General features: G+C 60.5%; 23 protein-coding genes and 5 tRNA genes. 7 read left to right on the top strand and 21 right to left on the bottom strand.

All coding sequences use genetic code 11. The features are described 5' to 3' along the window. Positions 1-159: 159 nt before the first annotated feature. The 10 genes from rplL to JYU29_RS06490 all read right to left on the bottom strand — a co-directional run bounded on the left by rplL (position 160) and on the right by JYU29_RS06490 (position 5,769). Positions 160-537 (bottom strand): 50S ribosomal protein L7/L12, encoded by a 378-nt coding sequence (gene rplL / locus JYU29_RS06535; protein ID WP_213983877.1) that lies wholly within the window; start codon positions 535-537, stop codon positions 160-162. A 57-nt stretch (positions 538-594) separates the two neighbouring features. Then, positions 595-1,113: a 50S ribosomal protein L10 gene (rplJ, locus tag JYU29_RS06530; protein ID WP_213983876.1), complete on the bottom strand. Its 519-nt coding sequence runs from the start codon at positions 1,111-1,113 to the stop codon at positions 595-597. A 357-nt stretch (positions 1,114-1,470) separates the two neighbouring features. Further along, positions 1,471-2,175, bottom strand: coding sequence for a 50S ribosomal protein L1 (rplA, locus tag JYU29_RS06525; RefSeq protein ID WP_213983875.1), 705 nt, complete (start codon positions 2,173-2,175; stop codon positions 1,471-1,473). A gap of 4 nt (positions 2,176-2,179) precedes the next feature. Continuing rightward, complete coding sequence (rplK, locus tag JYU29_RS06520; RefSeq protein ID WP_213983874.1) at positions 2,180-2,611, bottom strand: 50S ribosomal protein L11; 432 nt, start codon at positions 2,609-2,611, stop codon at positions 2,180-2,182. A 149-nt stretch (positions 2,612-2,760) separates the two neighbouring features. Continuing rightward, positions 2,761-3,288: a transcription termination/antitermination protein NusG gene (gene nusG, locus JYU29_RS06515; RefSeq protein WP_213983873.1), complete on the bottom strand. Its 528-nt coding sequence runs from the start codon at positions 3,286-3,288 to the stop codon at positions 2,761-2,763. A 25-nt stretch (positions 3,289-3,313) separates the two neighbouring features. Then, positions 3,314-3,517: a preprotein translocase subunit SecE gene (gene secE / locus JYU29_RS06510; RefSeq protein WP_213984304.1), complete on the bottom strand. Its 204-nt coding sequence runs from the start codon at positions 3,515-3,517 to the stop codon at positions 3,314-3,316. Between the two features lie 251 nt (positions 3,518-3,768). Next, positions 3,769-3,844, bottom strand: a tRNA-Trp gene (locus JYU29_RS06505). Positions 3,845-4,239: 395 nt separating this feature from the next. Beyond that, a complete protein-coding gene (gene tuf / locus JYU29_RS06500) occupies positions 4,240-5,415 on the bottom strand; it encodes an elongation factor Tu (protein ID WP_213983872.1) in 1,176 nt (391 codons plus the stop codon). A 171-nt stretch (positions 5,416-5,586) separates the two neighbouring features. Continuing rightward, positions 5,587-5,660: transfer RNA gene (locus JYU29_RS06495), tRNA-Gly, on the bottom strand. Positions 5,661-5,684: 24 nt separating this feature from the next. Next, positions 5,685-5,769, bottom strand: a tRNA-Tyr gene (locus tag JYU29_RS06490). Positions 5,770-5,954: 185 nt separating this feature from the next. Between JYU29_RS06490 and rlmB the strand changes: the two genes are divergently transcribed. Then, on the top strand, positions 5,955-6,767 hold the full coding sequence (gene rlmB, locus JYU29_RS06485) for a 23S rRNA (guanosine(2251)-2'-O)-methyltransferase RlmB (RefSeq protein ID WP_213983871.1): 813 nt from the start codon (positions 5,955-5,957) through the stop codon (positions 6,765-6,767). A gap of 15 nt (positions 6,768-6,782) precedes the next feature. On the opposite strand, the gene JYU29_RS06480 is transcribed toward rlmB, so the two are convergent. Next, a complete protein-coding gene (locus JYU29_RS06480) occupies positions 6,783-6,962 on the bottom strand; it encodes a hypothetical protein (RefSeq protein WP_213983870.1) in 180 nt (59 codons plus the stop codon). A 28-nt stretch (positions 6,963-6,990) separates the two neighbouring features. Next, positions 6,991-7,066, bottom strand: a tRNA-Thr gene (locus JYU29_RS06475). 146 nt (positions 7,067-7,212) lie between these two features. On the opposite strand from JYU29_RS06475, the gene JYU29_RS06470 reads away from it, so the two are divergent. Beyond that, complete coding sequence (locus JYU29_RS06470) at positions 7,213-7,980, top strand: NAD kinase (RefSeq protein WP_347879869.1); 768 nt, start codon at positions 7,213-7,215, stop codon at positions 7,978-7,980. 158 nt (positions 7,981-8,138) lie between these two features. Next, the gene (locus tag JYU29_RS06465; RefSeq protein WP_213983868.1) at positions 8,139-9,671 is read left to right on the top strand and encodes a DEAD/DEAH box helicase; all 1,533 of its coding nucleotides are present in this window, start codon (positions 8,139-8,141) and stop codon (positions 9,669-9,671) included. Here JYU29_RS06465 and JYU29_RS06460 read toward each other — a convergent pair whose 3' ends face one another. After that, positions 9,672-10,004, bottom strand: a complete 333-nt coding sequence (locus tag JYU29_RS06460) for a TfoX/Sxy family protein (protein WP_213983867.1) — start codon at positions 10,002-10,004, stop codon at positions 9,672-9,674. It abuts the gene before it with no gap. Positions 10,005-10,073: 69 nt separating this feature from the next. Here JYU29_RS06460 and JYU29_RS06455 point away from each other — a divergent pair, with 69 nt between their 5' ends. After that, entirely contained in the window at positions 10,074-10,571 is a 498-nt protein-coding gene (locus JYU29_RS06455) for a GFA family protein (protein ID WP_213983866.1), read from the top strand. Between the two features lie 4 nt (positions 10,572-10,575). On the opposite strand, the gene sufA is transcribed toward JYU29_RS06455, so the two are convergent. Further along, positions 10,576-10,962, bottom strand: coding sequence for a Fe-S cluster assembly scaffold SufA (gene sufA / locus JYU29_RS06450; protein WP_213983865.1), 387 nt, complete (start codon positions 10,960-10,962; stop codon positions 10,576-10,578). A gap of 171 nt (positions 10,963-11,133) precedes the next feature. Here sufA and JYU29_RS06445 point away from each other — a divergent pair, with 171 nt between their 5' ends. Next, entirely contained in the window at positions 11,134-11,451 is a 318-nt protein-coding gene (locus JYU29_RS06445) for a DUF1236 domain-containing protein (RefSeq protein WP_213983864.1), read from the top strand. Between the two features lie 50 nt (positions 11,452-11,501). On the opposite strand, the gene JYU29_RS06440 is transcribed toward JYU29_RS06445, so the two are convergent. From JYU29_RS06440 to JYU29_RS06415, 6 genes are all read right to left on the bottom strand, one after another. Further along, positions 11,502-11,879: an SUF system Fe-S cluster assembly protein gene (locus tag JYU29_RS06440; protein WP_213983863.1), complete on the bottom strand. Its 378-nt coding sequence runs from the start codon at positions 11,877-11,879 to the stop codon at positions 11,502-11,504. Positions 11,880-11,884: 5 nt separating this feature from the next. Continuing rightward, on the bottom strand, positions 11,885-13,126 hold the full coding sequence (locus JYU29_RS06435; RefSeq protein WP_213984303.1) for a cysteine desulfurase: 1,242 nt from the start codon (positions 13,124-13,126) through the stop codon (positions 11,885-11,887). Positions 13,127-13,160: 34 nt separating this feature from the next. Beyond that, positions 13,161-14,426 carry a Fe-S cluster assembly protein SufD gene (gene sufD, locus JYU29_RS06430; protein ID WP_213983862.1) on the bottom strand — a complete coding sequence of 422 codons (1,266 nt, stop codon included), beginning with the start codon at positions 14,424-14,426 and terminating at the stop codon, positions 13,161-13,163. A gap of 11 nt (positions 14,427-14,437) precedes the next feature. After that, entirely contained in the window at positions 14,438-15,193 is a 756-nt protein-coding gene (sufC, locus tag JYU29_RS06425) for a Fe-S cluster assembly ATPase SufC (RefSeq protein ID WP_213983861.1), read from the bottom strand. Positions 15,194-15,238: 45 nt separating this feature from the next. Next, positions 15,239-16,774, bottom strand: coding sequence for a Fe-S cluster assembly protein SufB (sufB, locus tag JYU29_RS06420; protein ID WP_213983860.1), 1,536 nt, complete (start codon positions 16,772-16,774; stop codon positions 15,239-15,241). Between the two features lie 184 nt (positions 16,775-16,958). After that, the gene (locus JYU29_RS06415) at positions 16,959-18,116 is read right to left on the bottom strand and encodes a cysteine desulfurase family protein (protein ID WP_347879858.1); all 1,158 of its coding nucleotides are present in this window, start codon (positions 18,114-18,116) and stop codon (positions 16,959-16,961) included. Positions 18,117-18,370: 254 nt separating this feature from the next. Between JYU29_RS06415 and JYU29_RS06410 the strand changes: the two genes are divergently transcribed. After that, complete coding sequence (locus JYU29_RS06410; protein ID WP_213983858.1) at positions 18,371-19,045, top strand: alpha/beta hydrolase; 675 nt, start codon at positions 18,371-18,373, stop codon at positions 19,043-19,045. Positions 19,046-19,054: 9 nt separating this feature from the next. Here the strand turns inward: JYU29_RS06410 and JYU29_RS06405 are convergent, their stop codons facing one another. Beyond that, positions 19,055-19,381: a PGPGW domain-containing protein gene (locus JYU29_RS06405; RefSeq protein WP_431192840.1), complete on the bottom strand. Its 327-nt coding sequence runs from the start codon at positions 19,379-19,381 to the stop codon at positions 19,055-19,057. 184 nt (positions 19,382-19,565) lie between these two features. Between JYU29_RS06405 and JYU29_RS06400 the strand changes: the two genes are divergently transcribed. Continuing rightward, positions 19,566-19,640: transfer RNA gene (locus JYU29_RS06400), tRNA-Asn, on the top strand. The last annotated feature ends 190 nt before the right edge of the window (positions 19,641-19,830 follow it).

Here is a 19,830-nt window from a genome sequence, read left to right as displayed (position 1 = left end):
TCGCTGCCGGGTGCCGGATTTCTCCGGCCTATCTCTGAAACGGGCAGAAACCCATTTCCCAAAAGCCCCATTTTGCGGCCTTCAGGAAAAAGGTTTCCCATTCTTCCTTCGTCGCAACCGGCGGGTGGATCAACCACCCGCCGACCAAGCGACAAACGCTTACTTCAGGTCGACCTTGGCGCCTGCAGCTTCGAGCTGAGCCTTGAGCTTCTCAGCGTCAGCCTTGGCAACGGCTTCCTTAACGGTCTTCGGAGCGCCTTCGACCAGGTCCTTGGCTTCCTTGAGGCCGAGACCCGTGATCGCACGCACTTCCTTAATGACGTTGATCTTCTGTGCGCCGGCATCCGTGAGGACGACGTCGAACTCGGTCTTCTCTTCAGCGGCTTCAGCCGGAGCAGCGCCACCGCCAGCAGCGGCAACAGCAACCGGAGCAGCAGCGGAAACGCCCCACTTCTCTTCGAGCATCTTCGAGAGTTCAGCCGCCTCGAGGACGGTCAGGCTCGACAGGTCATCAACGATCTTGGCGAGATCAGCCATGTTCTTAGTTCCTTATGGTTGGTTCGAAACGTGTTCTGTTGATTGCGAGGAACGGCCTCAGGCCGCCTCGTCCTTCCGGGCATAGGCGCCAAACACGCGGGCGAGATTGCCCGCCGGTGCGTTGACGACTGCGGCGATACGGGTTGCAGGCGTCTGGATCATGCCAACAATCTTCGCACGAAGTTCATCGAGCGACGGCATGGTTGCCAGTGCCTTGACGCCATCGGCGTCAAGCGCCGTCGCACCCATTGCACCACCGAGAATGACAAGCTTGTCATTCGTCTTGGCGAAATCGGATGCGACCTTTGGAGCCGCAACCGGATCTTCCGAATAAGCGATCAGCGTCTGTCCCTTGAACAGCGCATCCATCTTCTCGGAGTCCGTACCCTGAAGAGCGATAACGGCGAGGCGGTTCTTCGCGACTTTGACGGTACCGCCTGCAGCGCGCATCTTCGTACGAAGATCGTTCATTTGCGCCACAGTCAGACCGGCATAGTGGGCCACGACCACAGAACCCGTGCTTTTGAACACGTCGTTCAGGCCCGTGACGAATTCGCGTTTTTCCGCTCTATCCACTGCCTATCTCCAGTTGGCATTCCACTTCTTGCGAAGCAGTCTGCCGGTTGCCTTTTGCCGGCGGGCGATCCGAAGACCATCCGGTCGGCGTTCGAGGATCCTGTCCCCTTTCGCCATGTTGCTCGTTGCCGAACAACACGCAGACAAAAGGCACTCACGGTTCGAACCGACCCTGCGATGCCGAAGCATCGGAAAATCAGCCCTCACCCGTCTCATGCAGGCTTTGCGATTAAGGCTCCGATCGCTCTGGAGCCGCCTACAGTCTCGGACAGGATTGCAGATCATTTCTGGTCCGCATATCCGGACACCGAAGTGCCCGGAATTGGTTGGTCGGCCCGAAAGCCGACCTTGGCTTCCTTAGGAAGCCGGGTTCAGCGTGCCAAAGTCGACCTTCAGGCCTGGGCCCATGGTCGAGGTCAGCGCGATCTTCTGGACATACACGCCCTTGGCGCCGGCCGGCTTGGCACGAACAACGGCGTCAGCGAAGGCGCGGATGTTCTCAACCAGAGCGGTCGACTCGAAGGATGCCTTGCCAACGCCAGCATGAATGATGCCGGCCTTTTCAACGCGGAACTCGACAGCGCCGCCCTTGGACGCCTTCACGGCGCCGGCGACATCAACGGTCACGGTGCCGACCTTCGGGTTCGGCATCATGCCGCGCGGGCCGAGAACCTTACCGAGACGACCGACGAGCGGCATCATGTCGGGGGTTGCAATGCAGCGATCGAAGTCGATCTCGCCCTTCTGGACGGTTTCAACCAGATCTTCCGCGCCAACGATGTCGGCACCGGCAGCGCGGGCTTCTTCAGCCTTGTCGCCACGAGCGAACACGGCCACGCGAACGGTACGGCCCGTGCCGTTCGGCAGGTTGACGACGCCGCGGACCATCTGGTCGGCGTGGCGCGGATCAACACCGAGGTTCATCGCGATTTCGATCGTCTCGTCGAACTTTGCCGTGGCGCGCTCCTTGAGCAGCTTCACAGCTTCGGCGACGTCGTAGTTCTTGTCGACATCAATGCCCTTGCGAGCGAGCGTGATGCGCTTTCCAGCCTTCTTCGCCATGATCTCAGCCCACCACTTCCAGGCCCATGGAACGGGCGGAGCCCTCAACCATGCGCATCGCTGCATCAACGTCGTTTGCGTTCAGGTCCTTGAGCTTCGCTTCAGCGATCTCGCGGATCTGAGCCTGCGTGACACGACCAGCCACGCCACCCTTGCCGGGAAGCTTGGAGCCGGACTCGATCTTTGCAGCCTTCTTGAGGAAGTAAGACACCGGTGGCGTCTTCATCACGAAGGTGAACGACTTGTCCTGATAATAGGTGATCACGACGGGGACGGGCGAACCCTTCTCCATCTCCTGAGTCTGCGCGTTGAACGCCTTGCAGAACTCCATGATGTTGATGCCGCGCTGACCAAGGGCCGGGCCGATCGGGGGCGACGGGGTTGCCGAAGCCGCCTTGACCTGGAGCTTGAGCTGGCCTGCAATCTTCTTAGCCATATACTCTGCCTTCTTTATGCCGGACCAATGCCGGCGGTTGCAGTGCGGTGGTCTGGTTGATGCGACCGGCTAAAGCCGCTCGTTCCTCCCACCTGCCTTTGCAGGAGAACTCTCCTGCGCCGCGCGAACGATCCGTCCGCGCGAAACGATCAGACCTTCTCGACCTGACCGAATTCGAGATCCACCGGCACGGCGCGTCCGAAGATGGACACTTCAACCTTGAGCCGGGACCGTTCCTCATCCACTTCCTGGACGAAGCCCTTGAAGGAAGCGAACGGACCGTCGGACACGCTCACTTCTTCGCCGAACTCGAACGTCACCGAAGGCTTCGGCCGCTCCACGCCTTCCTGCACCTGGTGCATGATGCGGTCGGCTTCCTTGTCGGTGATCGGCACCGGCTTGGAATCGCCAAGAAAGCCCGTGACCTTCGGCGTGTTCTTGATCAGCGAGAACACGGCATCCGAAAGGTTGGCGCGAACCAGGACATAGCCCGGGAAGAACTTGCGCTCTGCATCGACCTTGCGACCGCGACGAACCTCGGTGACCTTTTCGGTCGGAACGACGATCTGCTCGATATGCTCGGACAGGCCCTTCTGCTTGGCCTTCTGCTCGATGTCCTCAGCGACCTTCTTTTCGAAGTTCGAGTAGGCATGGACGATATACCACCGTGCGGTCATCCTAGATGTTCTCCGTATGTGGCCGTTAGCGTCCGAGGCCGAGGATCAGCTCGATGGCATAACCCATCGCGAAGTCGGCAACGAAAAAGAAAACGCAGGCAATAAAGGCGAAAACCAAAACCATAAGCGTCGAGATCATTGTCTCGCGGCGAGAAGGCCAGGTGACCTTCGCTGTTTCCTGCCGCACCTGCTGCAGGAAAGTGAATGGATTTGAAGTTCTGGACGCCATATGCCGCTCAATTTTCAGGGTCCCGAGGGAACCAGTTTGCTGCATGCCTGTTGTCGCATGCTTGAAGAATTCCGAAGCCGAACGCGCCCCGCGTTAAACACTGCACGGCCCGAATCACACTCGGGCATCCGCCCATGCAGTTCGGGCGCGTTGAACTCGGTTGCTCGAGTCCCACGCGCCGCGCAACGCTTGATATAAAACCGATTCTAGATCGGCGCAAGAGCTGGTTTAAGGGAAAGGAGGGGAAAAGGTGGCAGGGGCAGCAGGGCTCGAACCTGCGACCTGCGGTTTTGGAGACCGCCGCTCTACCAACTGAGCTATACCCCTTCAGGGCGTCGAAGCGCCAGGCTGCTTCCTACGAATCTCCAGCCCATCTGTAAAGAGCGAAGTCGACTTACCCCGCGTTCAATCAAAGAAAAAACGACGCCTGAGTCGCACGAGCCGGTCCGCCCAATGCGATTCGGCACAAGGCGGCGTTTGAGTGTGCCTCGGGAACTGCAAGACGCCGCCCTCAAGCGAATAAGGCCCTGCCGACGATGACCACGTGCCTTACCGGCGACTGAGCGCCCGGTGCGGCTGCTCTTTATCCCTGCTCCCTACCCGCTGCTTGTGCACAACTCATGCCCACATCAGCCATCGCCCGGCACCGTTCGCCCTTACCGGCGGACCAAACAAAAAAGGCGACCCGAAGGCCGCCTCTTTCGAACGATAGTGAGTTCGACTTACTCGGTGATAGCGACGACGACGCCGGCGCCGACGGTGCGGCCGCCTTCGCGGATAGCGAAGCGCAGCTTTTCTTCCATGGCGACCGGAACGATCAGCTCAACGTCGACCGTCACGTTGTCGCCCGGCATCACCATCTCGGTGCCTTCAGCCAAGGACACGATGCCCGTCACGTCCGTCGTGCGGAAGTAGAACTGTGGGCGGTAGTTCGTGAAGAATGGCGTGTGACGGCCACCCTCTTCCTTCGTCAGGATGTAGGCTTCGGCCTTGAACTTCTTGTGCGGCTTCACCGAACCCGGCTTGGCCAGAACCTGACCGCGCTCGACGCCTTCACGGTCAACGCCGCGAACCAGTGCGCCGATGTTGTCGCCAGCCTGGCCCTGATCGAGCAGCTTGCGGAACATTTCAACGCCCGTCACCGTCGTCGACGAGGTGTCGCGGATGCCGACGATCTCAACCGTCTCACCGACCTTGATGATGCCGCGCTCGACGCGACCGGTCACAACCGTACCGCGGCCCGAGATCGAGAACACGTCTTCGATCGGCATCAGGAACGGCTGGTCGATCGGACGCTCTGGCGTCGGAATGTAGGCGTCGACCTCTTCCATCAGCTTGCGGATGGCGTTCTCGCCGATTTCCTTGTTGGAATCTTCGAGAGCAGCCAGCGCCGAACCCTTCACGATCGGAATGTCGTCGCCCGGGAATTCGTTCTTCGACAGAAGCTCGCGCACTTCCAGCTCAACCAGCTCGAGCAACTCGGCGTCGTCGACCTGATCGACCTTGTTCAGGAACACGACGATCGAAGGAACGCCAACCTGGCGGGCGAGCAGGATGTGCTCGCGGGTCTGCGGCATCGGGCCGTCGGCAGCCGACACAACCAGGATCGCGCCGTCCATCTGAGCGGCACCGGTGATCATGTTCTTCACGTAGTCGGCGTGGCCGGGGCAATCAACGTGAGCATAGTGGCGGTTCGGCGTCTCGTATTCGACGTGTGCCGTCGAGATCGTGATGCCGCGTGCCTTTTCTTCAGGAGCAGCGTCGATCTGGTCATACGCACGGAACTCACCGAAATACTTGGTGATCGCAGCCGTCAGCGACGTCTTGCCATGGTCAACGTGACCAATCGTGCCAATGTTCACATGCGGCTTGTTACGCTCGAATTTACCTTTGGCCATCGTCTCTCTTTCCTTGGCGACAGGGCTTTCCTGATCTCAGGATTGCGCGGCGCTTAACGACATCGTCGAGAAAAAACAAGTGTCTTCGCAAGAGAACCGGCAATCAGTTGCCGTTCGCGAAAACACAGTGCCGCATGTAAGATGCGGATCGAATGAATGCTAGGGGCGATCTGGAGCGGGTAGCGGGAATCGAACCCGCGTATTCAGCTTGGAAGGCTGCTGCTCTACCATTGAGCTATACCCGCATTCCCAAAGTTCCGGCCGACAGGTGGTGGAGGAGGTTGGATTCGAACCAACGTAAGCTGAGCTAACGGATTTACAGTCCGTCCCCTTTAACCACTCGGGCACTCCTCCATCCTGTGACGGAACCTTGCAACGAGGCAGTCCGCTCTTCGGGGCGCAACCCCAAATCGCGAGCGCCTTATGCAAAGACGCGCGCTCTGTGTCAACCGCACGTCATACCATTTTTGAAGGTGCCTGGGGATTGCGGTACGTAAGGCTGGTTTCCACAGGCCACGAGTTCCGTATATAGCACGCGTATGAGTGCCAAGCCCCCTTCCCATACGCCCAAAGATTCCCACTACGCCCGTTTGCGGCGTGAACACCGCGCGCAGACACAATCGGCCCGCCCGGCAGAAGACGAGACAAGCATCCGTCTTTATGGCCTGCACACGGTTCGTGCCGCGCTCGACAATCCCAAGCGCATCAAGCATCGCCTGTTGGCCACGCGCAACGCGCTTCAGCGCCTTGAGATGGGCGAGAACAGCGATGTGCCGGTGGAGATCGTCGAACCCCGCATCATCGACGCGCAGGTCGGTCCGGACGCCGTTCACCAGGGCGTGCTGCTCGAAACCGAGCCGTTGGCCACCAAGCGCCTCGATGCGATGGACGATGCCACCCTTGTTCTGGTGCTCGATCAGGTTACCGACCCGCATAATGTCGGCGCGATCCTGCGCTCGGCGGTCGCCTTCGGTGCAGCAGCCCTCATCACCACCTCCCGTCACAGCCCGCAGGAGAGCGGCGTGCTGGCCAAGGCTGCATCCGGCGCGCTGGAGCACATCGACCATATCGAAGTGCGCAATCTCGCCGATGCGCTGGGCACCCTCTCGGCATCCGGCTTCCAGACCATCGGGCTCGATTCGGAAGGTCCTGCCGAACTGGAAGCAAGCTTCACCGGCAATCGCGTGGCCCTTGTTCTGGGCGCGGAAGGCAAAGGACTGCGCCAGAAGACACGCGACACCGTTGATACGCTGGCGCGCCTCGACATGCCGGGCGCCATTCGCTCGCTCAACGTGTCGAACGCAGCGGCCATCGCGCTTTACGCAGCGCGCGCGCATCTCGTGAAAGGCTGAGCGCGGCGGCTTGGATTAGTCGAACAAGCCGCCGACGCCGGTCTGCTGATGGAGGAAGACTGCCAATCCGATAAAGCAGACCGCAAGGCCGACGCCGCGCCAGTCGATCTGGCGCGCACGGACCATCCGGACGATCTGGAAAACGCCGATCCAGAGTGCGGCAACGAAAAAGGCAAAGAGAACGAGCCTGATCATGATGGGTACCGATCTCGGCTGATTTGAATGGTGCCCCCGGCAGGAATCGAACCCGCGACCTTCGGTTTACAAAACCGCTGCTCTACCAGCTGAGCTACAAGGGCACTGCGGGCGGCGCTTACCACATCCGCCGGGCTTGTCAAAGTGCTACAAGCGAAGAGCGTAAACTTTGCTTCGAGGCCCCGGCGTGCTAACCGCAAAACAGCCGCCCTCCCCATCCCGACGGCTGGAGTTTCCGCTTTTGACGCGTTTGGACAATCCAAAGCTCGCATTCGTCGCTTCCGACAGTGAAGACGCGGCTTTCGCTTATGAAACGCTGTGCAAGCGCTACGGCTGTGTGGACAAGTCCGAGGCCGATGTGATCGTGGCGCTCGGCGGCGACGGCTTCATGCTGCAAACGCTGCGCGAGAACATGGCGGCCGGCAAGCCGATCTACGGCATGAACCGTGGCACGGTCGGCTTCCTGATGAACGAATACAACGAGGACGGTCTCATCGAGCGCATCGTTGCCGCCGATGCCGAGAAGATCCGTCCCTTGAGCATGGAAGCACGCACAGCGGATGGCCGCACGGTCACGGCGCTCGCGATCAACGAAGTGTCCTTGTTCCGCCAATCCTACCAGGCCGCGAAACTCTCCATCACCGTTGATGGACAGCCGCGCATGGAAGAACTGATCTGCGACGGCATACTGCTGGCCACCCCTGCCGGCTCCACCGCATACAATCTTTCGGCACAGGGTCCGATCCTGCCGCTGCAGGCGCGTCTCCTGGCGCTCACCCCCGTCAGCCCGTTCCGGCCGCGGCGCTGGCACGGCGCGCTCCTGCCGCACAGCGCCGAAGTTCGCTTCGATGTTCATGAAATGCAGAAGCGGCCGGTCAATGCGGTCGCCGACAACAACGAAGTAAAGTCCGTTGTTTCGGTCACCGTCAGAGAGTCGCCGCGTGCCCGTGTGACGGTTTTGTTTGACGCAAGCCATTCCTGGGATGACCGGATTCTGCTCGAACAATTCCGTTACTAGCCATAAATCACGCGAAATCAGGCCGGAATCAGCTGGTGAGCTTGACAAAGTGCGCTCATCGCCGTAACGCGCCCTCAGCATTCCCCGGTCTTCCGGCGACCGGGACGATCTCGCGCCGACCAACGTTCCGCGCCTAGAACAGCAAAGATCACGCCCACGTGTCTTCCGAAGATACCACCGTCCAGCAGGATGTAACATTCGCAGACCTCGGCCTTTCGCCGAAGGTCCTCGCAGCCGTGACGGATGCCGGCTACACGAAGCCGACGCCGATCCAGGCTGGCGCCATCCCGCACGCTTTGCAGGGCAAAGACGTTTTGGGCATCGCGCAGACCGGCACCGGCAAGACCGCGGCCTTCACGCTTCCAATGATCACCCGCCTTGAAAAAGGCCGCGCCCGCGCTCGCATGCCGCGCACGCTGATCCTGGAGCCGACCCGCGAACTCGCCGCACAGGTTGAAGAAAACTTCATCAACTACGGCAAGAACCACAAGCTCAACATCGCTCTTCTCATCGGCGGCGTGTCGTTTGATGAGCAGGAGCGCAAGCTGGAACGCGGCGCCGACGTACTGATCGCGACGCCCGGCCGTCTGCTTGATCATCGCGAACGCGGCAAGCTGCTTCTGACTGGCGTCGAGATCCTGGTGATCGACGAAGCCGATCGCATGCTCGACATGGGTTTCATCCCCGACATCGAGCGCATCTGCGAGATGATTCCCTTTACCCGCCAGACCCTGTTCTTCTCCGCGACCATGCCGCCGGAGATCACCAAGCTGACGGAGAAGTTCCTGCAGGCGCCTGTGCGCGTGGAAGTGGCCAAGCCCTCCTCCACTGCCACCACGGTCACGCAGCGCCTGGTCAAGACGGCTTCCAAGCCTTGGGACAAGCGCGCCGTTCTGCGCCGCCTCATCGACGAGGAAGGCGACGCCGTCACCAATGCGATCATCTTCTGCAATCGCAAGGTCGATGTGTCGGAGCTTTATCGCTCGCTGACCAAATACGAGTATTCGGCCGGCGCGCTTCATGGCGACATGGACCAGCGCGCCCGCATGCAGACGCTGGATGCGTTCCGCAACAACAAGCTGAAGCTGCTGGTGGCGTCCGACGTCGCGGCGCGCGGCCTCGATATCCCGGCTGTGAGCCACGTCTTCAACTTCGACGTGCCGATCCACGCTGAAGATTACGTTCACCGCATCGGCCGCACCGGTCGTGCTGGCCGCTCGGGCAAGGCGTTCACGCTGGTGACGAAGTCTGACGGCAAGTATCTCGATGCCGTTCAGAAGCTGACCAACCAGGCGATCGAATGGCTCGACGGCGATCTCTCGACCCTTTCAGCCGAAAGCGAGAGCGAGGAATCGCCGCGCCGTGGCCGTGGCGGGCGTTCCGAACGCACCACGCGCAGCCGTGATCGTGGCGAGCGTCGTGAACCGCGTGAGCGCAAGCCGGAGCCCGCACCCGTCGCTGCCGCAGCGATCGAGCCCGAAGAGGCTGCGCCTGCACCGCGTCAGGATCGTCGCGAAGCGATCCGCCAGAAGAATGCCGAGCATCAGGAAGCGCGTGCGCCGCAGCCGCGTCGCGAGCGTGACGATCGCAACCGCCGCTATCGTGATCAGGACGACGTCAACACGGTTGTCGGCTTCGGCGATGATATCCCGGCCTTCATGAAGATTGCCGTGCCGGAATTGCCGGCCTGATCAGCGCTTTGCCGCTTCTATCCGCACCGGGCTCTCATAAGCGCGGCGCGTCCATAGCGCCAGTTGATCGCGTTCATCCAGAACATCGGCCGGCAAGCACCAGTAAGGCATCTTGACCGGCTGCATGCTACGCTTGTTCTCGTAGATCCAGCGCTGCGCATCGAGCGCCTCAAAGAAGCGGCCAGCCTCATCATCACCCTTCAGCATGATTTCGTCGTGTAACAGCACGCCGACGATCAGCCCGCGATGATAGATGCCCTTGCCCCCGAACATGCGCCGGATCTCGACGTTACCCAGCCCGTCGAAAATCTCGCGGATTGCATCATCATCCAAGGCTCTCCTCCTACGGAACAGCAAAGCGCCTCGCCTGTTTTCTCCTGAACCGGACAAGGAGAACAAGCCATGCCTCTGCTGCTCAAAGGATCCTGCCGCTGCGGCGCCGTCAAGTTCCAGGTCGAGAGCCACATGCCCGTGCCGTATCAGCGGTGTTATTGCTCCATCTGCCGCAAGCAGCAGGGCGGCGGAGGATATGCGATCAACCTTGGCGCAGACAACAACACGATGCAGATCGAAGGCAAGAAGCATCTCGGTGTGTACCGCGCGAAGATCGATGACGATGAACACGCGCACTGTGAGACGTCATCAGGCGAGCGCAATTTCTGTCGCGAATGCGGCTCGGCCTTATGGCTCTACGATCCGTCCTGGCCGGACCTCGTTGATCCCTTCGCTTCGGCGATCGACACGGATCTGCCGAAGCCACCAAGCTCCGTTCACCTCATGCTGAAATACAAGGCGTCATGGGTGGAGCCGGAAATCGGCCCAAACGATGCGACCTTCGACCTTTATCCGGAACAGTCGCTCGAAGACTGGCATCGGGAGAAAGGACTCTGGGTCGATTGATGGCTCAGGCGGCACCCTGGGCGCGGGCTTCGGCCAGCGCCTTCAGGTCGGCCGGCTGCAGTTCCACCGATTCGCCGCAGCCACAGGCCGAGGACTGGTTGGGATTGTTGAACACGAAGCCGGACCGCAGCTTGGTTGTCTCGAAATCCATCTGCGTTCCGAGCAGGAACAGAGCGGCTTCGGGCGCAACATAGACATTCGCACCATCATGCTCGACATGATCGTCTTTCGGATTGATCTCGCTGACGAGGTCGACCGTATATTCCATGCCGGCGCAGCCGCCCTTCTTCACGCCAATGCGGATGCCGTGCACCTCATCGCGATCATCGACGATCTCGCGAACACGCTCAGCCGCGCGATCCGTAAGGCTCATGACGCTGAAACGTCCCATCTCACACCTACCTGTTCAATCGATGCCGAAGCATCGTTCTGTTCCTAAGATGGGCGGTGATCGCCGATCATGCAACCGGCATCGCCACCATCTATATTTCACTGTGCCGCACAGCGTGAAGGAACGGGTTACCGTCTCGCGAATTCTTCTTGTCCAACCAAGGAGAGACCTATGAAAACCCTGATCCTTTCCGGTCTGACCGCTGTTACCATCCTGTCCGGTGCCGCCGCTGCCAATGCGCAGACCGTCGTCATCACGCAGGAACAGCAGCCGATGATTCGTGATTATGTCGTTCGCCAGAAGACGGCTCCCGTAACCGTCGTGAAGGACTATGACTTTGCAGTCGGCACCGTCGTTCCGGACGTCGTGGAAGTTCACCCGCTTGAAGTGCCTGAGATGACCGACAAGTATGAGTATGTCGTCACGCCGAGCGGCCAGACCGTTCTAGTCGAGCCGGGCACGCGCCGCGTGGTCCAGATCGTCGACTAAATCCGACGTCATCTACAAATCGAGCGGCCTTCGGGCCGCTCTTTTTGTTTCTAGTACCAGCCGACTGCGACCTGCGCTTCTTCCGACATGCGCTCCGGTGTCCAGGGCGGATCAAACACCATCGCAACTTCGACGCCCGATATCCCTTCCACGGTGCTGACCGCGTTTTCAACCCAGCCCGGCATTTCACCCGCCACCGGACAGCCGGGGGCAGTCAGCGTCATGTCGATCTTGACCTCGCGATTGTCCTCGATGTCGATCTTGTAGATCAATCCGAGTTCGTAGATGTCGGCCGGGATCTCCGGATCATAGACCGTTTTCAACGCGCTGATGATGTCATCCGTCAACCGCGCCAGTTCCTCCTTGGGAATAGCCGATTCGACGACCGCTGCATTGGCGCCGCCAGTTCCTTCAGACACTTCGCTCATTTCGCTCACCCGAAGAATTTGCGCGCTTTTTCGAGCGCTTCGGCCAAGGCATCCACCTCGGCCATGGTGTTATACATCGCAAAGGATGCGCGGCAGGTCGACGTCACGCCGAAGCGCTTCAGAAGCGGCTGGGCGCAATGCGTGCCGGCCCGCACCGCAACGCCCGAGCGATCGATTACCATTGAAACATCATGGGCATGAATGCCCTGCAGTTCGAACGAGATGATCGCGCCCTTGCCCGGTGCTTCACCGATGATGCGCAGCGAATTGATAGCGCGCAGCCGCTCATGCGCGTAATCGCTGAGCTTCGCTTCATGCGCCGCGATCCGGTCGCGGCCGATCGAGTCCATGTAATCGAGCGCCGCACCCAGTCCGATCGCCTGAACGATCGGCGGCGTGCCTGCCTCGAAACGATGCGGCGGGTCGTTATAGGTGATCCCGTCCTCGCTGACATCGAGGATCATCTCGCCGCCACCCTGGAACGGCCGCATGGCTTCCAGCATCTCGGGCTTGCCGTACAGCACGCCGATGCCCGATGGCCCATAGACCTTGTGGCCGGTGAAAACGAAGAAGTCGCAATCGAGGTCCTGCACGTCTACCGGCATGTGCACGGCGCTCTGGCTGCCATCCACCAGAACCGGGATGCCGCGCTCATGCGCGATGCGGCAGATCTCCTTGATCGGCGTCACCGTGCCCAGCGCGTTCGACATATGCGTGATCGCCACCAGCTTGGTGCGCGGCGTCAGGCACTCTTCAAACGCTTCGATCGAAAACGACCCGTCATCCTCAACCGGCGCCCAGACGAGCTTGGCGCCCTGCCGCTCGCGGATGAAATGCCACGGCACGATGTTGGAGTGATGCTCCATGATCGAAAGAACGATCTCGTCGCCCTCGCCGATCTTTGGCATGCCGTAGCCGTAGGCGACCGTGTTGATCGCTGCCGTCGAATTGGACGTGAAGACGATCTGATCGACCGACGGCGCGTTCAGAAAGCGGCGAACCGTTTCACGTGCCTTTTCAAAGGCATCGGTGGCTGCGTTCGAGAGGAAGTGCAGCCCGCGATGGACGTTGGCATAGTCCTGCGAATAAGCGTGCTGGATCGCATCCAGAACGGCCTGCGGCTTTTGAACCGACGCCGCATTGTCGAGGTAAACGAGCGGCTTGCCGTAGACTTCCCGCGACAGGATGGGGAAGTCGCGACGCACGGCCTCGACGTCGAACGGAGCGGAGACAACCTGCTGATCCATCATCAGCCTTTCCGGCAGGGAAGCTCCCTGCCTGTTACCCGTGCAGGACGAACCAGGCGTCGAGCTTGGCTTCCAGCGCCTCGATGACCGCCTCGTTCTCCAGTTCCTCGATGACCTCAGCCAGGAACGCCTTCACCAGAAGACCACGCCCGGCCTTTTCCGGCACGCCACGCGCCATCAAGTAGAACAGGTGGTCCTCGTTGATGTCGGTCACCGTCGCGCCATGGCCGCAGGCCACGTCGTCGGCGAAGATTTCGAGCTCCGGCTTGGCCGAGAAGTCGGCATCATCCGAAAGAAGCAGCGTGTTGCACGCCATCTTCGCGTCGGTCTTCTGCGCGATCTGGTGCACGTTGATGCGGCCCTGGAACACGCCCTTGGCGCGATCCGTCAGAACGTTGCGGATCACTTCGCGCGATCCGGTGTTCGGCACCGAATGATCCAGAACCATCGTCACATCGGTATGGCTGTCGCCCGAAAGCAGGTTCACACCGCGCAGCTGGAAATCGCAGCCTTCGCCGGCCGCATCCACGATGATCTCCTGACGCACCAACTTGCCGCCGGCGTTCATGATGAAGACCGTCAGCTTTGCGTCCTTGCCGATCGTCGCGCGGAACTGGCCGAGATGCGACGAGCCTTTCGGCTGTTCCTGAACGATCAGATACATGACCTCGGCACCGTCGCGCACGCTCAGCGTCGTGATCGCGCTGGCCAAGGCCGAAGCTTCGCCGGTCTGACGCTCCACGATCACAGCTTTCGCACCGGCACCGACATTGACGCCGAAGCGCGTATGCACCTGGCCGCCATTGTGCAGGTTCTGCAGCTCGAGCGGTGCGGAAAGCTCAACGCCCTCCGCGATCTCGACGCCGTAGCCATCGCTGACGAAAGCCGTGTTGATCGCCCCGATCGTGTCGGCGGCGTCAGTCGGTCCAAGCGCTGCGAGACCGCGCCCTTCAACGAGCTCATCGCTCAGGCGCATGAAGGACAGACCTTGCGCCGAAGGAAACGCTTGCGTCTTGCCCCCGGACACGTGCAGCACCGTCGAGCCGGCAAGCAACGGCTCCAGTGCCGACGTATTGCCAGCCGTCGCAGCAGCCGGAACCGTCGTCAGAAGGCGACGCAGATCCGTGTAATGCCAGGCTTCCACATGGCGCGTCGGCAGGCCGGCCTTGATGGCCTCGATCGCCTCGTCGCGCTTGATCGTGACCATGCCGTCGCCCGGCAGATCGCCAACGCGCGCATGGTAGCCCTCGATCAGCGCCTTTTCAGCGGGCGTATGCTGGGGAGTGACATGCATGTTCATGATCACCCTCCTCAGGCCGCCTCGCCGATGATGCCGGCATAACCATTTTCTTCCAGGTTCATCGCCAGCGACTTGTCGCCGGACTTGATGATGCGGCCCTTGTAGAGAACGTGGACGCTGTCCGGCACGATGTGCTCGAGCAGGCGCTGATAGTGGGTGATGACCACGACCGCGCGATCCGGCGAACGCAGCGCGTTCACGCCATCCGACACGATCTTCAACGCATCGATATCGAGACCGGAGTCAGTTTCATCGAGTACGCAAAGTTTCGGCTCGAGCAACTGCATCTGCAGGATCTCGGCGCGCTTCTTTTCGCCGCCGGAGAAGCCGACATTGAGCGGGCGCTTCAGCATGGCCATGTCGATATTGAGCGCGCCCGACGCTTCCTTCACGCGCTTCAGCAGCTCAGGGATCTTCAGCGGCTCTTCGCCACGCGCCTTGCGCTGCGCGTTCATCGCGACCTTCAAGAACTCCATCGTCGCAACGCCCGGTATTTCCATCGGGTACTGGAAAGCCAGGAAGATGCCCGATGCGGCGCGCTCGGCCGGGTCCATCTCGAGGATCGACTCGCCGTTGAACAGGATCTCGCCTTCAGTCACTTCATAATCTTCGCGACCGGCGAGAATGTAGGACAGGGTCGACTTGCCCGAACCGTTCGGTCCCATGATCGCAGCGACTTCGCCGGCCTTCACGGTCAGGTTCAGACCACGTATGATCTCGGTGCCTTCATCGGCGATACGGGCGTGCAGGTTCTTGATTTCTAGCATATTCGTTCTTTCAAAAATCAGGGGTCAAAGGCTGAGGAAAAAACCTCAGCCGACCGAGCCTTCAAGGCTGATGCCGATGAGCTTCTGCGCTTCCACCGCGAACTCCATCGGGAGCTCCTGGATGACGTCCTTGACGAAGCCGTTGACGATCAGCGCGATCGCTTCTTCTTCCGGGATGCCGCGCTGCATGACGTAGAACTTCTGATCGTCGGAAATCTTCGACGTCGTGGCTTCATGCTCGAACTGGGTCGTCGCGTTCTTGGCTTCGATGTAAGGCACCGTATGGGCGCCGCACTGATCGCCGATCAGAAGCGAGTCGCACTGCGTGAAGTTGCGGGCGTTGGTCGCCTTGCGATGCGCCGAAACCTGGCCGCGATAGGTGTTCTGGCTGAAACCGGCAGCGATACCCTTGGAGATGATGCGGCTCGACGTGTTCTTGCCGAGATGCAGCATCTTGGTGCCGCTATCGATCTGCTGATACCCGTTGGACACGGCAATCGAGTAGAACTCGCCACGGCTATCGTCGCCGCGCAGAATGCAGGACGGGTACTTCCAGGTGATGGCCGAACCGGTTTCGACCTGCGTCCACGAGATCTTCGAGCGGTCGCCACGGCAGTCGCCGCGCTTGGTCACGAAGTTGTAGATGCCGCCCTTGCCCTGCGAATCGCCTGGATACCAGTTTTGGACCGTGGAATACTTGATCTCGGCATCATCCAGCGCGACCAGTTCGACAACGGCCGCATGCAGCTGGTTCTCGTCGCGCTGCGGTGCCGTGCAGCCTTCGAGATAGCTGACATAAGCGCCTTCTTCGGCGATGATCAGCGTGCGCTCGAACTGACCGGTGTTCTTCTCGTTGATGCGGAAATAGGTCGACAGCTCCATCGGGCAGCGAACGCCCTTCGGCACGAACACAAACGAGCCATCGGTGAAAACGGCCGAGTTCAGCGTCGCGTAATAGTTGTCGGACTGCGGCACGACCGAGCCGAGATACTTCTTCACGAGATCCGGATATTCGCGGATCGCTTCCGAGATCGAGCAGAAGATCACGCCGGCCTTGGCGAGTTCCTTCTTGAAGGTGGTCACAACAGAAACCGAATCGAACACGGCGTCCACGGCAACGCGACGACCGCCGTTCGCGCTCTGGCTCTCGCTGTCGGCCAGCACACCATCTTCGGATTCTTCATGGCCGGGCTTCTTCACGCCGGCGAGAATTTCCTGCTCGCGCAGCGGAATGCCGAGCTTCTCATAGGTGCGCAGAAGCTCCGGATCGACTTCGGCCAGCGAGGTCGGTCCCGGCGTCGATTTCGGCGCGGCGTAGTAATAGATGTCCTGGAAGTCGATCTTCGGATAATCGACGCGCGCCCAATCGGGCTCTTCCTGGGTTTTCCAGCGCTCAAAGGCGTCCAAACGCCAGTCGAGCATCCATTGCGGTTCATCCTTCTTCGCGGAGATGAAACGAATGATGTCTTCGTTCAGGCCCTTGGGGGCCTTGTCCATCTCGATCGAAGTTTCGAAACCGTATTTATACTGATCGACATCGATGAGGCGAACCTGATCGATTGTTTCCTGCACTGCAGGCATTGGCACTCTCCATCCTTGCCAGGTTCAAGGCCCGGCAGTCGACGACATGGCCGCTTAAAGCGATTGGCCGTCATGTAGTCATTCACCCAAAGGAAATCACCCCGTCGAGGTGACGCATCCTTCAATTTCTTCAGGCGGCTACCCGCCCGGTGCTTCTTCAGGCAGCTTGCCGCCCTAGACTTTTTCAGGCGGCTTGCCGCCCGGCCCGGCGCGCGGCCAATGTGCCGAGCGCATTCGTGAAACGAGCCAGGTCGTCGGCGCTCGTTGCCAGTCCGAAGGACACACGCAGTGCGCCGTCGCCATCCCAGTGCATCGCGCTCAGAACCTTGCTCGCTCCCACCTTGCCGGAAGAACAGGCGGACCCGGCCGACAAGGCTATGCCTGCGAGATCAAAGGCGATCTGCGCCGTTTCCGTCTTCATCCCCGGTATCGTGAAGAAGATCGTGTTCGGAAGCCGCTGCGCCGCCGCCGCACCGTGGATCACGACATCGGGGACACGCTGCCTCATCTCGGCTTCGAGTTCTTTCCGACGTTCTGCGAGCTGCGGCATCTCGCCAAGCTCACCCAACGCTTCACGCGCGGCCGCGCCAAAGCCGACGATGCCGCTGACATTCTCCGTGCCGCCGCGATGCCCGCGCTCCTGCCCGCCGCCGCGGATCAGCACGGCCGGCATCAACACATCCGAGGAAGACGCAATGGCCCCCACGCCCTTCGGCCCACCGATCTTGTGCGCCGACAAAATGAGATAGTCGCCAAAGCCCGCATCGAGTGCGATCGGCAACCGCCCGGCCGCCTGCACCGCATCCACGATCAGCGTACCCTTCGCGCCACGAACGATCTTCGTGATCTCTTCGATCGGCTGAACCACGCCGGTTTCGTTGTTAGCGGCTTGCACCGCAACCAGCGGAAGGCCTTCGGCATGATCATGCGCTTCAAGCAGCGCTGGCAGCGCCGCCAGATCGATCACGCCGTTTGGACCAACCGGAATCACCGTCATCTGCTCGGGCGCGAAGCGTCCGCCACCGGACACGCAGGAATGCTCCGTCGCGCCGACATACAGGTGCGAAAACAACAGCGGCGCACGACCCATGGTCCAATGCGGCGTCAACAACGTCATCGCGCCTTCGGTAGCACCGGACGTGAAAACCAGCCGTGCCGGATCGACTCCCACGAGTGCGGCAACATCGCGCCGTGCGCCATCAACTAGCTGCCTGACCTTGCGGCCTTCCGCATGAACCGACGAGGGATTGCCGACAACATCCAGGGCTTCGATCATCGCGGCCCGGGAGGAATGGCGAAGCGGCATGGACGCGTTATGGTCGAGATAAGCGCGCGACTGCATCACTGCCATCCTCCACGCTGTGCGGGGCATAGGCAGGTCCGGATCACTGTTCGTGCGTTATTTCCTTGAAAACGCAAGGCTCCGCGTCCTATCTAGCCGCTTTGCCGGCGGGATCCTAACTGTCCGCCAGTTTTGAATGGTTCTAAACAAGGGTTTTACCGGAGCCCGGCCAGAAGCGTCAAGTGCGCGACAGGCATGACTGCCATTCATCTGAGGCCATGCACAGGCTGGGCCGGCGCTCAAGTGGAGTACCTATGCCCGAAGTCATTTTCACCGGTCCGGCAGGCCGCCTCGAAGGTCGCTATCAGCCCTCGAAGGAAAAGAGTGCCCCGATCGCAATCGTGTTGCATCCCCATCCGCAGTTCGGCGGAACGATGAACAACCGTATCGTGTACGACCTGTTCTACATGTTTCAGAAGCGCAACTTCACCACGCTGCGCTTCAACTTCCGCTCGATCGGCCGTTCGCAGGGCGAGTTCGACCATGGCACCGGCGAATTGTCGGATGCGGCGGCGGCGCTGGATTGGGTGCAGTCCCTGCATCCCGATTCGAAGAGCTGCTGGGTTGCCGGCTATTCCTTCGGCGCCTGGATCGGCATGCAGCTCCTGATGCGTCGTCCGGAAGTGGAAGGCTTCATGTCGATCGCGCCGCAGCCCAACATCTACGACTTTTCGTTCCTGGCGCCCTGCCCGTCGTCCGGCCTGATCATCCATGGCGATGCCGATAAGGTCGCGCCGCCGAAGGACGTGCAAACGCTGGTGGACAAGCTCCACACGCAAAAAGGCATCACGATCACGCAGAACACGATGCCCGGCGCCAACCACTTCTTCGCCAACCAGGAAACCGAGCTGATCGACGCCTGCTCGGATTACCTCGACCGCCGTTTGAACGGCGAACTGTCCGACGCACGGCCGAAGCGCCTGCGCTAGGCCGTTCGTCTAGCTCTTCAACGTCTCGGCATTCTGAACGGCCGTCGCGACATCTCGCGGCGGCCGTTTGTTTTTCATCGCCGGCTTCTGCCGCTTCCTGCCCCACCAGACCGAAACGCGCCTCCGCCGTCGTCTGACCCAGGCATATTCGTAAGACAGCACCAGAAGCCCGAGCGGAATCATCCAGAAGCCGAGGATCGGCAGGAAACCCAGACAACCGCCGATGATCAGCAGCACGCCGATCGTAATCCGCCAGCGCCGCGACTGCGGCATGGTGAAGTCACGTCCCATAAGGTTGATCTTGCGCCTGGGCGGCAGATTCGGATCAATCGTCATGATACTGGCACTCCTCTCGATCCGTCTGGTGCGGCTTTGAAACGGCTTCTCGCACATAGGCATGGCGGCTGCTTTGTTGAAGTGACGGTGCGGAATGACTTTCCAGTGTGGAAAAAGTGAATTGCCTCTTTGCAAAACCAAAACCTCTTTGCTATAGGCAGCGCACTCACAAACGAGCACCTGTTCCCCGGTAGCTCAGTGGTAGAGCAACCGGCTGTTAACCGGTTGGTCGCTGGTTCGAATCCGGCCCGGGGAGCCACTCGCCTACCTCAAGGCGTTGTTTGGTCGTGCTTTTGTGTCCCCTTACTTTGCAAGGCAAACGTTGTTCGTGACGGTTCTAGCCGTTGCTGTTGACGTATTGCTTTTGTTGCCGGCGATTGATCCTTGAGCCGCAGCCAAAGGGATCAGGATTTGATCCTTGAAGACATTCGTGGCCACGGGAACATCCC

It is taken from the genome of Tianweitania aestuarii (assembly GCF_018457165.1).
GTDB lineage: Bacteria > Pseudomonadota > Alphaproteobacteria > Rhizobiales > Rhizobiaceae > Tianweitania > Tianweitania aestuarii.
Note: the sequence above shows the minus strand (reverse complement) of the source record. Positions and strands in the feature narration are given on the sequence as shown.

Bases quoted from the DNA above. Each gene is read 5' to 3' on its own strand.
- rplL (WP_213983877.1), bottom strand. From the start codon at position 537: ATGGCTGATCTCGCCAAGATCGTTGATGACCTGTCGAGCCTGACCGTC.
- rplA (WP_213983875.1), bottom strand. From the start codon at position 2,175: ATGGCGAAGAAGGCTGGAAAGCGCATCACGCTCGCTCGCAAGGGCATT.
- rplK (WP_213983874.1), bottom strand. From the start codon at position 2,611: ATGGCTAAGAAGATTGCAGGCCAGCTCAAGCTCCAGGTCAAGGCGGCT.
- nusG (WP_213983873.1), bottom strand. From the start codon at position 3,288: ATGACCGCACGGTGGTATATCGTCCATGCCTACTCGAACTTCGAAAAG.
- secE (WP_213984304.1), bottom strand. From the start codon at position 3,517: ATGGCGTCCAGAACTTCAAATCCATTCACTTTCCTGCAGCAGGTGCGG.
- tuf (WP_213983872.1), bottom strand. From the start codon at position 5,415: ATGGCCAAAGGTAAATTCGAGCGTAACAAGCCGCATGTGAACATTGGC.
- rlmB (WP_213983871.1), top strand. From the start codon at position 5,955: ATGAGTGCCAAGCCCCCTTCCCATACGCCCAAAGATTCCCACTACGCC.
- JYU29_RS06480 (WP_213983870.1), bottom strand. From the start codon at position 6,962: ATGATCAGGCTCGTTCTCTTTGCCTTTTTCGTTGCCGCACTCTGGATC.
- JYU29_RS06455 (WP_213983866.1), top strand. From the start codon at position 10,074: ATGCCTCTGCTGCTCAAAGGATCCTGCCGCTGCGGCGCCGTCAAGTTC.
- sufA (WP_213983865.1), bottom strand. From the start codon at position 10,962: ATGGGACGTTTCAGCGTCATGAGCCTTACGGATCGCGCGGCTGAGCGT.
- JYU29_RS06445 (WP_213983864.1), top strand. From the start codon at position 11,134: ATGAAAACCCTGATCCTTTCCGGTCTGACCGCTGTTACCATCCTGTCC.
- JYU29_RS06440 (WP_213983863.1), bottom strand. From the start codon at position 11,879: ATGAGCGAAGTGTCTGAAGGAACTGGCGGCGCCAATGCAGCGGTCGTC.
- JYU29_RS06435 (WP_213984303.1), bottom strand. From the start codon at position 13,126: ATGGATCAGCAGGTTGTCTCCGCTCCGTTCGACGTCGAGGCCGTGCGT.
- sufD (WP_213983862.1), bottom strand. From the start codon at position 14,426: ATGAACATGCATGTCACTCCCCAGCATACGCCCGCTGAAAAGGCGCTG.
- sufC (WP_213983861.1), bottom strand. From the start codon at position 15,193: ATGCTAGAAATCAAGAACCTGCACGCCCGTATCGCCGATGAAGGCACC.
- sufB (WP_213983860.1), bottom strand. From the start codon at position 16,774: ATGCCTGCAGTGCAGGAAACAATCGATCAGGTTCGCCTCATCGATGTC.
- JYU29_RS06415 (WP_347879858.1), bottom strand. From the start codon at position 18,116: ATGCAGTCGCGCGCTTATCTCGACCATAACGCGTCCATGCCGCTTCGC.
- JYU29_RS06410 (WP_213983858.1), top strand. From the start codon at position 18,371: ATGCCCGAAGTCATTTTCACCGGTCCGGCAGGCCGCCTCGAAGGTCGC.
- JYU29_RS06405 (WP_431192840.1), bottom strand. From the start codon at position 19,381: ATGACGATTGATCCGAATCTGCCGCCCAGGCGCAAGATCAACCTTATG.